General features: G+C 42.0%; 12 protein-coding genes. 3 read left to right on the top strand and 9 right to left on the bottom strand.

What is annotated here, in order from left to right; genetic code table 11:
• The first annotated feature begins 1 nt into the window (after nt 1).
• Both P1X15_RS08440 and P1X15_RS08435 read left to right on the top strand, forming a co-directional pair.
• Nucleotides 2-340: a helix-turn-helix transcriptional regulator gene (locus P1X15_RS08440; protein ID WP_277337709.1), complete on the top strand. Its 339-nt coding sequence runs from the start codon at nt 2-4 to the stop codon at nt 338-340.
• A 215-nt stretch (nt 341-555) separates the two neighbouring features.
• Nucleotides 556-1,308: a TIGR00730 family Rossman fold protein gene (locus P1X15_RS08435; RefSeq protein ID WP_277337708.1), complete on the top strand. Its 753-nt coding sequence runs from the start codon at nt 556-558 to the stop codon at nt 1,306-1,308.
• 8 nt (nt 1,309-1,316) lie between these two features.
• Here the strand turns inward: P1X15_RS08435 and P1X15_RS08430 are convergent, their stop codons facing one another.
• The 4 genes from P1X15_RS08430 to P1X15_RS08415 all read right to left on the bottom strand — a co-directional run bounded on the left by P1X15_RS08430 (nt 1,317) and on the right by P1X15_RS08415 (nt 5,161).
• Nucleotides 1,317-1,688, bottom strand: coding sequence for an SxtJ family membrane protein (locus P1X15_RS08430; protein WP_277337707.1), 372 nt, complete (start codon nt 1,686-1,688; stop codon nt 1,317-1,319).
• A 78-nt stretch (nt 1,689-1,766) separates the two neighbouring features.
• Complete coding sequence (locus P1X15_RS08425; protein WP_169579790.1) at nt 1,767-1,916, bottom strand: DUF5989 family protein; 150 nt, start codon at nt 1,914-1,916, stop codon at nt 1,767-1,769.
• Nucleotides 1,917-2,078: 162 nt separating this feature from the next.
• A complete protein-coding gene (locus tag P1X15_RS08420; protein WP_277337706.1) occupies nt 2,079-3,221 on the bottom strand; it encodes a GDSL-type esterase/lipase family protein in 1,143 nt (380 codons plus the stop codon).
• Nucleotides 3,222-3,298: 77 nt separating this feature from the next.
• Nucleotides 3,299-5,161: a carbamoyltransferase gene (locus P1X15_RS08415; protein ID WP_028666713.1), complete on the bottom strand. Its 1,863-nt coding sequence runs from the start codon at nt 5,159-5,161 to the stop codon at nt 3,299-3,301.
• Nucleotides 5,162-5,378: 217 nt separating this feature from the next.
• Here P1X15_RS08415 and P1X15_RS08410 point away from each other — a divergent pair, with 217 nt between their 5' ends.
• The gene (locus P1X15_RS08410; protein ID WP_277337705.1) at nt 5,379-6,254 is read left to right on the top strand and encodes a Ppx/GppA phosphatase family protein; all 876 of its coding nucleotides are present in this window, start codon (nt 5,379-5,381) and stop codon (nt 6,252-6,254) included.
• Between the two features lie 130 nt (nt 6,255-6,384).
• Here P1X15_RS08410 and P1X15_RS08405 read toward each other — a convergent pair whose 3' ends face one another.
• From P1X15_RS08405 to P1X15_RS08385, 5 genes are all read right to left on the bottom strand, one after another.
• Entirely contained in the window at nt 6,385-7,539 is a 1,155-nt protein-coding gene (locus P1X15_RS08405) for a DUF1624 domain-containing protein (RefSeq protein WP_277337704.1), read from the bottom strand.
• Nucleotides 7,536-8,486 carry a hypothetical protein gene (locus P1X15_RS08400; protein ID WP_277337703.1) on the bottom strand — a complete coding sequence of 317 codons (951 nt, stop codon included), beginning with the start codon at nt 8,484-8,486 and terminating at the stop codon, nt 7,536-7,538. Before P1X15_RS08400 ends, P1X15_RS08405 begins: the two co-directional genes overlap by 4 nt.
• A 34-nt stretch (nt 8,487-8,520) precedes the next feature.
• Complete coding sequence (locus P1X15_RS08395) at nt 8,521-9,774, bottom strand: aspartyl protease family protein (RefSeq protein WP_277337702.1); 1,254 nt, start codon at nt 9,772-9,774, stop codon at nt 8,521-8,523.
• A 177-nt stretch (nt 9,775-9,951) separates the two neighbouring features.
• Nucleotides 9,952-10,578: a response regulator transcription factor gene (locus P1X15_RS08390; protein WP_028666709.1), complete on the bottom strand. Its 627-nt coding sequence runs from the start codon at nt 10,576-10,578 to the stop codon at nt 9,952-9,954.
• A 27-nt stretch (nt 10,579-10,605) separates the two neighbouring features.
• Entirely contained in the window at nt 10,606-13,608 is a 3,003-nt protein-coding gene (locus tag P1X15_RS08385) for a two-component regulator propeller domain-containing protein (RefSeq protein ID WP_277337701.1), read from the bottom strand.
• Between the last annotated feature and the right edge of the window lie 176 nt (nt 13,609-13,784).

Here is a 13,784-nt window from a genome sequence, read left to right as displayed (position 1 = left end):
AATGAAACCAATCATCAAAGAAGATGCTACTTTAAGCAGTTATGCCGATTCTCCGGCAATATTGGCACAGGTAGCTCGCGCTAAAGAAATTTTGGCTAAACATCCCTTACCCCCGCAAATCTTACCAACAGAAGCCGCCAAACAAAAAGCCGCTGAGCTTTGTGAAACCCTCAAACAGTATCGCCAACGAAATAACTTAACCCAAACCGAACTAGCCGACAAAGTGGGGATGCAAAAGGAGTTTATTAGCCGTATTGAAAACGGTAAGGTAGATGTACAGCTCTCTACTTTCCTCAAAATTATTGAGGGGTTGGGGTTAAAGATAATGGTGACGACATAGGGTAAATTTATCCCTACTTTGATTGGGTAATTTTGCCTCTTTTGTTGGGATTTTGAGGGGGAGAGGGATGTTTAAATGTCTAAAAACATGGGCTTTCGGTTTTTATTGATTAGCTCTTGATAGAAAATCACTCAAAAGTTTTTCCAAGATTTATATTTTCTCCTTTAGATTCATTCGTAAAGGAATACAATACTAAATAGTTATTTAAATTCCATATGATTCCAGAACCAGAAAAAAGAAAGCCTTTTATTGACCAACGTCACGGAGATTATTATTTGGAAGGCCCCAAAAGCCGTCGTTTTGAGTTTTTATTTATCCTAGATGTATTGTGGGAGTTTTTGAAAGGAATTCGAGCGCTGCATTTTGTGGGGCCGTGTATTACGGTTTTTGGCTCGGCTCGCTTCAAAGAAGGGTCGGTGTATTATGAGCAAGCGCGCGAATTGGGAAAACGCATCGTCAATGACCTTGGCATGACCGTAATGACGGGAGGAGGGCCAGGTATTATGGAAGCGGCCAATAGAGGTGCGTTCGAAAATGGGGGACGTTCGGTAGGCTGTAATATTAAACTGCCCCACGAGCAAAGTGAAAACCCTTATATGCAAAAATGGGTGAAGATTAAGTACTTCTTTGTGCGTAAAGTACTATTGGTCAAATATTCTTATGGATTTGTGATTATGCCCGGTGGAGTAGGGACAATGGATGAACTGTATGAAACCTTGACGCTCATTCAAACCCGCACAGTCACTAATTTTCCGATGGTACTCATGGGCACAGAATACTACAAACCCATGTTGACAATGCTCGAAAAAATGGTAGAGCAAGGTACCATATCGCCCGAAGACCTAGGACTACTCAAAGTGACTGATAGTGTAGATGAGGCCATCGAGCACATTAGCCTGTACTTGATGACCAACTACCATGTTCAGAAACGCCGTAAGCCGATTTGGTGGCTTTTAGAAAAAGGGTAGAACAAATCTTACCAGATTTGTTCTAGGTCTTTTTTGGTGTATTCATGATTACGTTCTACATATACGGTATTGGTAGATGTAGGACGTTTTACGCCCATTGGGTTTTTGGTAGAAAGGCGATAAAGCATCGCTATTGGCCACAAAAACACATAAAACATAATCGAAAGAATAACCCGAGAGTTAAACCATCCTAATCCTTCGGCGATTTTGAACCAAATTTTTACGATAAAATCTCCTACTACAGGAACGAAAATACTAAGAAGACCTACAATCCCTGCGGCGTAGAGTAAATATAAGGAGGCCGATTTGAAAATAAACGAAAAGATTACCAACCCAGTGACAATCACTAACTGGGCTTTACTTTTTTCTGCTTCAGACATTTTTAAAAGGTGTTATCCATTGATTCATTTGTCAATTATGGGATAGGCTCTCATAACTGACAAACAAACAACTTTAAATTAGAATAATGTATAAATGAATGGGGCTACTGCCGAACCACCACCAATGACAATAATAACGCCAATGAGCAACAAAAGAATAATCATTGGAGCCAACCACCATTTTTTTCGCTCGCCTAAGAAGGCAAATAAGTCTTTTAGAAAATCCATTTTTGTAAGATATAAGTTACTAGTTTTATGAGTTGATAGCTAGAGAGTTAACTTCAAACAAATAATTAATAACAGTGATTCAATGTTGTTTAAATACAAAATTACACATTTTAAGGTTATGCCAAAGTGAATCTTAGCGTTACCTAGTTATTTGTTGATACTCTATTTCAAAGCTTGAGGAGATTGCCGCATCTTTTCGTACAACTTCTCCGCTATCAAGGCATTGACTTTGGCACTCGCATGACCGTCGTTTTTTCCTACGATGCGCTCTTTGGCAGGGATGCTCTCCAAATACTCACTCAGGCGTACCACTGGAATGTTTTGTTTTATGAAAAACTCTTCAATGGGCTTAGTATAGCCATTACTTTTTTCTACGTTTTGCAAAAAAGGCACCATTACAACGTACATTGGAGCATTGTGTTGCCGAGCATAGTCAACAATTTTCTGCAAATCTCGCAAATGTGGGTTGAGAATAGTGGTATCTGTGTATGATTTCTGAACAAAATCAGTAATCGAAGCAGGAGGCATATGCGGAAACTGCCAATAGATGTAATTTGGCAGATAAAAGCGCATTACCAATGACCCTACCCCTGGCATTTTGATGTCATCGTAAGGCTGAAATTGAGCCAAGGTCAGCTTGGCATCGCGGGCCGCTTTTTCGATGTCGTTAGGAAAATATTCTAATACCAGCACTTCTGGTTTCACGGGGAATTTCTGTAAACGCTCAAACTCATCGCGCGTATCTGAACCCGATACCCCTAAGTTATAAACGGCGACTTTATCGGCGCCCAATTTTTTTTCTAATTGGTCTGAAAAACGATCTTCGGTATTTTCAAGCCCATGCCCCGCCGCGAAAGAGTCTCCCAATACTAGGATTTTTTTCTTTTGCTCGGGATTAGATTTAGGGAAATCTCGGTAGCCTTCTGGCGTAATAGGTTTCCAGTATTTCGCAAACCAAATTTGAGAAGCCTTGCTCAAATCTCCTTCGTGGCTTTGGGAGATAAACATAAACGCTATTTCTAATATACCCACAAGCCAAACCACCATAATCCCCAATGTAGCGATGTTGGTGATGATTTTATTGCCTTTAGGATTTTTGATTACTCCATAATAAAACATTCGGAGTAGTTCTATCAAAATCAATAAAAGCGAAGTGGCCTTGGCCAATCTTACATAAAAATTATCTACCAAGCCCGCATAAGGATAATCAAACTTGATACTCAATTTGTCGGGGAAAAACAAAAAGAAAGCAACGATTCCTAGAAAAATAAGGCGGACAAGTGACGTGATTAATTTTGAGGTCATATTGAAACAGACGTTGGATGTTTATTAGGTATTAGACGAAAGAGAGAAATAAAGTATCTCTCTCTTCGTGCTTAGCCTTAATCCAAGGTAAATTCTTCTTTCCAGTTGTCGGTGTCTTCCCAATGAGGTTGTTGACGTTTGTCAAATACGTAATTTCCTACTACTAAATAGTCCATTTCGGTACGCATAAAACAACGATAGGCGTCGTTGGGTGTACTTACGATAGGCTCCCCTCGTACATTGAAAGAAGTGTTTACGATGACCCCATATCCCGTCAATTTCTCAAAATCGCTGATGAGTTGATAGTAACGTGGGTTGGTGTTTTTGTGTACGGTCTGAATCCGCGCCGAAAAATCAATGTGCGTGATAGAAGGTAAATCCGAACGCAAATAGTAAAGCTTGTTGCGCAAATCAAACGAATCAAAATCGGCTGGAAGTGGCTTGCGACGTGAGTCTTTGACAGGATGCACAAGTAACATATAAGGCGAAATACCTTCATAATCGAAATACTCACCTACTTTTTCGGCCAATACCGAAGGCGCAAACGGGCGGAACGATTCACGATATTTGATTTTGACGTTGAGCTTTTTCTGCATCTCAGCATTGCGCGGATCTCCTAAAATACTTCGTGCGCCCAATGCGCGTGGCCCAAACTCCATGCGCCCTTGTACCCAGCCTACTACGTTGCCTTCCGCTAAGATTTTGGCTACTTCTTGGGTAAGCTCGTCGAAGTTTTCAAATTTTTTGGCAACGGCTTTGTATTTTTTTGCCACCAATTCTACATCCAAATCTGAGAAAGTAGGCCCTAAATAAGAGCCGCTCATGGCATCTTGGGTATAATTGATGACGCGTTTTTGGTCAAAATAAATGTAATAAGCCGTCAGTGCTGCGCCAAGGGCGCCTCCTGCATCACCAGCGGCAGGTTGGATAAAGACTTCTTTGAAGACGTTGGCTTTTTGTAGTTTTCCGTTGGAAACGCAATTGAGCGCCACACCTCCTGCCAAACACAAATAGTCGGCACCCGTAAGGCGTTTGGCTTCTTGGGCCATTTTTACTACTACTTCTTCCGTAACGCGCTGAATCGCCAAACCTAGATTACAATGATGTGCTTCGAGAGGGTCTTCAGGTCTACGGGTTTTCATACCAAACATCCGCTCCCATTCGCTTTCGTTGACCATTTTGAGGCCAGTAGCATAGTCGAAGTATTTTTGGTCGAGCCAGATAGAACCGTCTTCTTTGAGGTCTATTAATTCTTTTTTGATAGTTTCTACATACTTATCCACGTCGGGAGACGAAGGATTTCCGTAGGGAGCCAAGCCCATGAGTTTGTACTCACCAGAGTTGACCTTAAACCCTAAAAAGTAAGTAAATGCCGAATATAAAAGCCCCAACGAATGAGGGAATCGTAGTTCTTTCAGGATAGAGATTTTATTGCCTTCGCCTGAGCAAATAGATGCCGTGGCCCACTCGCCTACGCCGTCTATGGTCAAAATCGCCGCTTTTTCGTAGGGAGAAGGGTAGTAGGCACTTGCTGCGTGCGATAAGTGGTGCTCCGGAAAAAGAAGTTTGACGGGTTTTTTGGGGTCATAACCGATTTTCTCTAGCTCCTCTTTGATAAGGCGCTTGAGAAACATTTTTTCTTTAATCCACACCGGAATCGCCGTAATAAACGATTTGATTCCTTTGGGCGCAAAAGTGTAGTAAGTTTCTAGCAAACGCTCGAATTTGAGAAGAGGCTTATCGTAGAATACAATGGCATCTAGCTCATTGAGGGTAGTACCACCATACTCAAGACAATACTTAACGGCATTGGCTGGGAAGTTGGGGTCGTGTTTTTTGCGGGTAAAACGTTCTTCTTGTGCGGCGGCTACAATTTCACCGTTATCTATCAAAGCAGCGGCTGAATCGTGATAAAAAGCAGAGATTCCAAGTATTTTCATTCTACAAATCGGTAGGTTAACTGTTGACTACGGGTCACTAAAATTTAAAACCGGGACAACGTTAACAAAAGTTTGCCAACTTTATTTTTTGATTTACTTTAATAATGACCGACAAAACTAACGAGGATTGTGTGATTTTTCAAAAATTAACCCACATGATTATTAAAAGGTAATCTACTAGGCTTTACTTTTGCGGAAACTAAATGAGAAACAATCGTTGAAAATAGCAGCAATTGATATTGGTTCTAACGCAGCAAGGCTGCAAATTTCGTCGGTTTTGCACGACGGCGGGCACACCAGTTTTAAGAAGGTAGAGTATGTGCGTTTTCCATTACGCTTAGGTCATGATGTTTTTAATTTTGGAAACATAACCCCTGAAAGTGAGGCTCGCACGCTCAAATTGATGCAGTGCTATAAGCTTCTTATGGAGCTACATGAAGTAGATGGCTACATGGCTTGTGCCACGTCTGCTATGAGAGAATCGGGCAATGGCCACGAGGTAGCTGAGCGTATAGCTGCTATCACGGGGATTAGGATTCATATCATCGACGGTATCAAGGAGGCGCAGCTTATCAATAATGTGGTGGTGCAATCAATCGAAGACGGTCAGTATCTTCACATTGACGTGGGCGGAGGAAGTACCGAATTGAATATTTATTTTAACCGTCAAAAAATTGCTTCTAAATCTTTTAAGATTGGCTCGGTGCGCTTGCTTGAGGGAAAGGAGAGCAAAGGGGCTTGGCGTAAAATAGAAAATTGGATTGAAGATAATGTAGACACGCTTGAACCCGTGACGGCTGTGGGTACGGGAGGTAATATTTCCAAATTGTTTAATCTAGTATCAAAAACGGAAGAAAATGCGACGTCTCTCTCCGAACTTCAGCGGATGAGAGATTATATTGCGTCATTTAGCCAAGAAGAGCGTGTACACAAGCTACGCCTCAATGCTGACCGTGCCGACGTGATTGTACCTGCTTCTGATATTTATATTTCGGTGATGAAATGGTCTGGCGCGGATAAGATTTTGGTGCCAGATCTGGGCCTAAAAGATGGTATCATACAGTTGGTATATGACCGAATCAAACATAAATAAATTCCTTGTTTGAGCTTCACCTGTGAGTCGTCCCGAATTTAGAGGTTTATCATATGAGGGGCATTGCCGAGATGAATGATTACCACAAGTTGATAAAATTTCATTGACAATTAATTGTAAGGGGATTCAATTACAAGTAAGACAACCATTTTATGTTTTTATTGGCGGCCTTATAACGTGCATACCATCGACAGAGAGGATACAAGGTAAGTACCACACCGCCCCATACGAGATATACCGTAGGTAGTTCAACACCGCTGTTTGGAGGGCGACCAAAACTAAAGGGTCCAATAGGAATATCTTTCCAACCGAATCCTTGCCAAAACACCATACCAAACATCAGAAGGTGAATGAGGTACCAGTGAAGGAGGTAATAAAACAAAGGCACGCGACCGTACGTAGCCAATAGCTCGGTGAAAACATTGGGCTGTATATCTCCCAAAGCCAAAATACCAAACATCAACCCCAACATCAAAAGGGTATATAAAAGCGAGGGGGGATATTTGGAGACGTTGATAAACGACAGCACCGTAAACCAGTCCGAAGATTGCTTGCTCCAGAGGCTTGGGTCTCCATAAAAATTGATGAATCGGATTATCACAAACAAACCAAGTGCTGTAAAGGAAGCACGCCATAGCCATTTGCGACGCGCAGGTTGTTGAAGTACCGCCCCAAACGAAAAGCCAGCGAGCATGATTCCAAACCACGGCACTACTGGGTAAAGCGTACCAAGTACAAAATTGGGAGAAAGAGGGAATACATTGGTCCGAAACAAAAACGACCACCCGATAGCCGCCGCTTGGTCTTTGGGTATCGGCACAAAAAAAGTAAGCCCATGCAACACAATGATGAGGGCAGCTATGGCACCTAAAATTTTGACGGGGATTTTTAGCAAAAATGAAAGTCCTACAAAACCCACTCCAATGGCAAAAATGACTTGCAAGATGATAGTCCGAAATTGTAGGTCGAACCAAAAGGCAAAATTGACAATGGTGATTTCCAGAAACATCAACCAAAGTCCACGACTGAGTAAAAATTGACGGGTTTGAGTGAGATTGTTTTGGCTTTTGAAAGTTAAGTAGGCCGAAGTCCCCGATAAAAACACAAAGCTAGGCGCACACAGATGTGTAACCCAACGCGTCAGAAAGAGGGCGGTGGTGGTAGTACGAAGGTCGGTGGGATCTTGGGTGAGGGCGGTCGTGTGCAGCAAATCTCTTACATGGTCTAAGGCCATGATAATCATCACCACGCCGCGCGTGATGTCAATGGTGTATATTCGTTTCATGGTTTTGGAAGTACAGATTTGAGCTCTACCCAATAGAGGTCAGCTTCTCCATTGTGGGGTGATTGAAGACGTTTTTGTAAATCTTGATAAGACAGCGGCTTCGTCAAATCCCAATTTTTCGGAGCCCTTTCACTCGTAAAAAAAAGAATTTTGCCATCAGGAGATACAAAGGGGCAATAATCAAGTTTGTCAGAATTGACTCCCTCCAGCGGTTTTGGGGAACTCCAACTGCCGTCGGACAAGCGCGAACTCACAACCAAGTCACAATCCAAAACGCCATTTTTTCGAAAACAACTTGTATAAAACAATTTAGATTCGTCGGGCAAAACATAGGCATTAAACTCGTAGCCTTCGGTACTGATGGGTTTATCCACGAGTTTGGGTGAGGTGTATTGGCCATCGACCCATTCGCTACGCCACAAGTCGTCTTTGCCGAGACCATTTTTATAAATTGCCGTAAAATAAAGAGTCCCATTAGAAGTGAGTGAAGGGTAATACTCATCAGCATCGGGGGTATTGATAGGCACTCCCATATTTTTGGGCAAAGACCAGCCTGCCGAAGTACGCTCTACGTACCAAATGTCAAAATCTTTGGTAGAATCGTTAGGAGTGACAGGGCGGTTTGAAGCAAAATAAAGACGCTTGCCATCGGGCGAAAAAGCAGGCTCTAGGTCGCTAAATTGTCCTGAAAAAGAAGCAACTTGTGGCGGACTCCATTGACCCTTAATTAATTTTCGACCAACGATAGCACTAAAAATATTTTTTGGGGTAACCACCGACCAGTACATTTCGGTGCCATCGGGCGATAGTGCAAAATCACGCTCATAAGCCCCCGTGCTTGCTGGCTCAAACACGAGGGGGGATTGAGGTGGGTTGACTAAAGGGATATTTTGAGTATAAGCTTGTAAACTCCAAAGAAGGAGAATCGTAAAAAAAGGCTTAGGCATGAAAGAGGGCGTTGGTTAAAGGAACTGAAAGGTATTAAATTATCCTTTTCAACGCAAAATCAATTGAGACAGGGCGGCCATTTCTACGTACTACTAATCTGATTTCTTTACCTTCTTTTCGTTGAAACATCCGATAAAGCTCCGAAAGTGCCAAATCTTCTACCGATTCATTGTTAATAAAAAGTAATTCGTCGCCTTCTTGTAGGCCGGCTTGCTGTGCAGGAGAGCCTTCTACGATATTTTCTACGTAATATTGGCGAAAGCGATTTCCTTTGGCCCTCACATCAATGCCGCTCATGTCGTGTTCAAAACGGTCGTTGAAGCGTTTTTTATTGGGCTTTAGCACTATGTAGCCTGCCTCATAATTGAAAGTAACTTTGAACCTACGCAACAATTCGCCTCCAAGATTACCATCACGGTAGGGATGTTGGTCGGTGATTTTGACCCCAAAGGCGCTGCTGTCAGGAAAAGTGGTGATAACATCGTTAAGTTCAAAATTGCCGATTCGTACTTTAGGAATTCGACCAATATGCCCATTGATAACGCCCGCCAAACCTACGCCGAGTTGGGCTTTGACCACTTTTTGGGGGAGTTGTATATTTGAAGCAGAGGTGTTGAGCATCAGGGCATGACCCGCGCCTGTATCCAACACGACTCTAATAGGCAATTCACGATCGTTGGACACAACCGTCACCGCGTCTAAATAAGGTTTTGTCTTTTCAATCACAATCGGAAATCTGTCGCCATGCTTGGCAGAGTATTTGTATTTGGTGGGGGTAGTGAGGGTGAGTTCTTGCCGGTTGAAATCAATCGTTACCACAAACTTATTAAAGATTTCGTAGCCAAAAATACCATGAATAGGTACGCCCACAAATTCGGAAAGGCGTAAAATGTCTTTATCCATCACCACGACATTGTGTTTGAAAGCTTGCAACTTGCCGACTTTAAGGGTATTGCCTACGGTCACATCCGCAGCCATGGCTTCGCCATTTCCCATGCCTTGAATTTTCATTTTTCGAACCGATTTCATACCCAATTTGTGTGCTACTGAGGCATCGGTCAAAATAGTAGAGCCTACGCCCGTATCCAACACAAATCGGAGGGTGTCTGACTTATTGATTTTGACGGGCACGATGATAAGATTAGAATGCAATTCAAAGCGAATGCGGGTAGATTGGCGGCCATTGGCCAAGTGGAGTCCATACACTTCTTCTTGTTCGGTAGGTTTGTTTGCTTGGGTATAGAAGCTAACACAAAGTACCGCGAGTAACAGCAATAAGTTTTTCATTTTCATGGCTTTGTAAGGGTTAAATTCTAACCATAAAGCAACGAAAATCTACAATGCTGCGCATCACCCCAAAATAGTGGTTTTGTTAATAAAAAGCAGACTATGAGAGGGTTGTGTTCATAGTCTGCTGCCGATAAGAGATTAAAATGGGTGTTTTATCCCCCAAAAATCGTTATGTCAAATAAGCTTGTCTTTGACGGCTTTTTTAAGGGCTTCAGTTTTGTTAGTGACGTGTAGTTTTTGGTATATATTTCGAATATGGGTTTTGACAGTTTCGACACTAATAAAAAGCTCATCGGCAATAGAATGATAGGTTTTACCTTTTGACAAAAGAGTCAATACATCCGTCTCACGGTCTGAGAGGGGCGAATTGAGATTTCTTTGAAAAGACTTTACTACCAAAGAGGCGATTTTTGAACTCATAGGCGCTCCTCCACTTAATACTTCATCGATGGCATTGAGCAGCCTAATATGGTCAGTATCTTTGGTCAAATAGCCCGACGCACCCGCGCAAAGTGCCTCAAAGACAAGTTTACTATCTTCATGTACGCTTACCACAAGCAAGGTGGTATGAGGGCGCTCACGCAAGATACGCTTGATACCTTCTATGCCATGCATACCCGGTAGCTCAAGGTCAATCAAGACCAAGTCGGGCATATCCCTACGGAGGTTTTTGAGGGCATCGATGCAGTTGGTGTAGGTATTGACTACCTGAAACCGCTGCTGACTTCCGATGATGAGTGCAAGGCCATCTTTGACGGCCTCATTGTCTTCAATGACGGTGATTCTTGTGACGTTGTTCATTATACGTTTTGGTTAGGCCCTTAAAAGCTACCTATTTTTAAGGGAGGCTGTTTTGGTGGGTATTTTCCCTTTTAGTTGTACGATTGTTCCTTTCAAATTTTCGGGTTTTATGGTCAAATGGCAATGTATTTTTTCAGCTCTTTGACGCATATTAACTAGCCCTTTATGATAGCCTTCCGTGGGAAACTTAATACCTATTCCGTCATCTATCAATTCAAAGGTCAACAATTGCTGCTCAATCGTTGCTGTAAAGTAGATATTTTTGCATTGAGCGTGTTTGACACAGTTGGTGAGTGCTTCCTTGAAAATCATAATCACTTGAATACTCCAGCCTGGTGGCAAAACCAAGTCTGTAGCATCGGCAGGGAAATGAGTGTTGGCATGAAATCTAATAGGAGTATCTTGTAATAAATTTTCGCCTAAGTCTTTGATATAGAGTGCCAACTCGGTGATCTGGTTGCTTTCGGGGTCGATAGACCAAATAAAATCTTTGGTGTCCCTAAAGAGTCTCACGACATTTTTTTCGATTTCACCCACAATCCTTTTTTCTTCGCTTTCATGGCCGTTAAATCGAAACTTAAGCACATTGGATTGCATTCTAATAGCGGCCAATCGATTGCCGAGTTCGTCATGAAAATCTTGAGCTATTTGTACCCTAATCGCGGCTTCTGCCTCTTGTTTGAGTTTTTCATACGCCAATACCCTGCGCGTACGATACTGAATATAAAGCTTTTGCGAGAGGATGCCCATGGAAACCATTATTACAACAATGATTAAAATAAACCACCAACGTTGATAAAAAGGCGGAACGATTTCAAATTCATAAGTGGAGATTTCGCCCCATTGATTGTCTCCCAAAGAGGCCTTTACTTTAAACGTGTACTTGCCGGGCGTAAGGTGAGAATACACCACGGCGGTTTGGTCGGTAGGTCCTAGCCAATCGGTATCGGCTCCTTCCAACTGATACTGATAACGAATATGGTCAGGGCGGCTATGATTGATAGCTATATAGCTGATTTTGAGCTGGGTTTTGGTATGTGGAAGCTCCAAATGGATAGGTTCATTGTACCAACTGTTTTCTTTGGTTTGGTATTGAAATAGGTTTGTAGTATCAAATGGAATCCTTACGTCTGTAAAATGAACTTTGAGATTCTCTAGCTTTGATTTGGCTTTGCTAGGGTGGTAGTGAAATAGCCCTTTGATAGTACCTATCCATATATCTCCCTGTGTCGAAAGTGCAATCGTATTGGCGTTGGTTTCGCGAGCGGTGAAACCGTCTGTTTCGTTAAAATGACGTACATTGGTTATTCTCAGGCTCTTATCCAAGGTGAGTTGGTCGATTCCTCGCTCGGTTCCTACCCATAAACGCCCTTCTTTATCGAAAATGGTATTGTAAATGAGATTGGAACAAAGTCCATTTTTGACCGTAAAATAGTTTTTTCGACCGTTTTTAAGGTCGAGTATTGCCACCCCGTCTTCAAAGCTTCCAAGAGCCACTAGTCCATCGGCTCGCTGAGCCATGCTAAGTGCCGAAAAGGAAGCTAAATCTTTGTCATACGAAAAATCGCTTAATACCCCATTTTTTATCAAATTTAGACCCCTAGCTCCTGATATAATTACTTCACCAGAAGAAAGTTTTAAAGTTCTTCTTACAAACAAGCCTTTGATACCTTCTTGATAGGTGTAGTGTTTTAGCTTGCTACCATCGTGTATCAAAACCCCATTAGAAGTACTAATCCACATATCTTTTCCTTGACCAGCTTCCAAAAAAAGGATAATACCATGAGAAGTAATATAGTCTTCTAAAGGAATATATTGAACTTGATTTTTAGAAACCTTATAAACACCCGGCCCTGCCAATCCAATCCATATATTCCCTTCATTGTCAGTTGATAAACAATTGATGCGCTTGTTTTGGAGCTCTTTGGGAACAGCGATTTTTTGTTGGGTTTTGGTATTCCAAATATCAAGACCACGGCCAAAATATGAAATCCATAATATACAAGAAGAGGTAATAGTAAAAGAGGAAATGGTATTGGAAGTAAGACCTGCGTTTTCGTTGAGACTTGTAAAAGAAGGATTTGTGAATTTATAAACCCCGTCGCCGTCGGTTATAAACCAGATATTGCCTTCTCGATCTTCAAGTAAGCCCTTGACCATAAAATTGGTGAAACCATTATGAATCCCAAATTGAAGAATGTTGCCTTGTTTAAAGCGCAGTGCTCCTACACTTAATCCAACCCAAATACTTCCATCAGAAGTCTCCGTAATTTCATAGGCTAATTCTTTGCTAATGAACTGTAAATCATCGAGTTTTATATTTTGTTTTTTTGCTGATGTTCTGAAAATTCCCTTTTCGGTACCAAGCCAAAGACTATCTTTGGAGTCAAACATCATACATCTTAGTACAAGCCCTTCGGGGACAGTGTGGCGTCGTTGAAGATGGCTAGGAGTCACTTCAAATATTTCACCACTATAGGTGGCTGCCATGAGTTGCCGAGAAGGTGTCTCCGCCAGATCACTATAGAAAGAAGGGCGTTCTGAACCTTGTTTTTTTAAAAAAATGAGACTGTCATTGACTAGTTTCCCAAGTCTACTTGCGTTGCAAATAGCATAAATATTCCCTTTTTTATCACCTATGACTGACGATACGGTATAGGGTTCTGTACTGGGGGATTTGATAGGCAGGGTCTTTTTTCCGTCATAAATAGAAAGCCCCAATGATGTGCCCACATACATGTGACCTTTGGGCGAAATTTCGAGAGATACGATATTGTTGGCAGGCAAATTATCTTCTTTGCGGTAGGTTGTAAAATGCAGACCATCAAAGCGGGAAAGCCCTCCGCCCCGCGTCGAAAGCCAAATATATCCAAAGCGATCCTGCTCGATGTCAGAAACTTGTGATTGCCCCAACCCCGAAAAAATATCGTAGTGCTGGAAATAATATACCTGCGCTACGGCTGTCTGTAAGATTCCAAGGAGCCAAATGCACGCAAATAGCCCTTTGGTATGCCGATGGTTAATTAGCATTTCATGACTGGCCTGTTAGAAAAAAGAAGTGTACAAAAATACAATCAAAAATTAATAAACCAAGCAAGGGTTAAATACAATCTTGGCTTTTGGCGGTAAGAAGTATGGGTTAAAATTTCATCAGAAGTCGTCAACTTCGAATTATCAAAACATATAAGGCTCGTCGTAACTTTGAG

The sequence above is a fragment of the Runella sp. MFBS21 genome, assembly GCF_029433105.1.
GTDB lineage: Bacteria > Bacteroidota > Bacteroidia > Cytophagales > Spirosomataceae > Runella.
The sequence above is the reverse complement of the archived record's forward strand: the minus strand, read 5'-3'. Positions and strand labels throughout refer to the sequence as shown.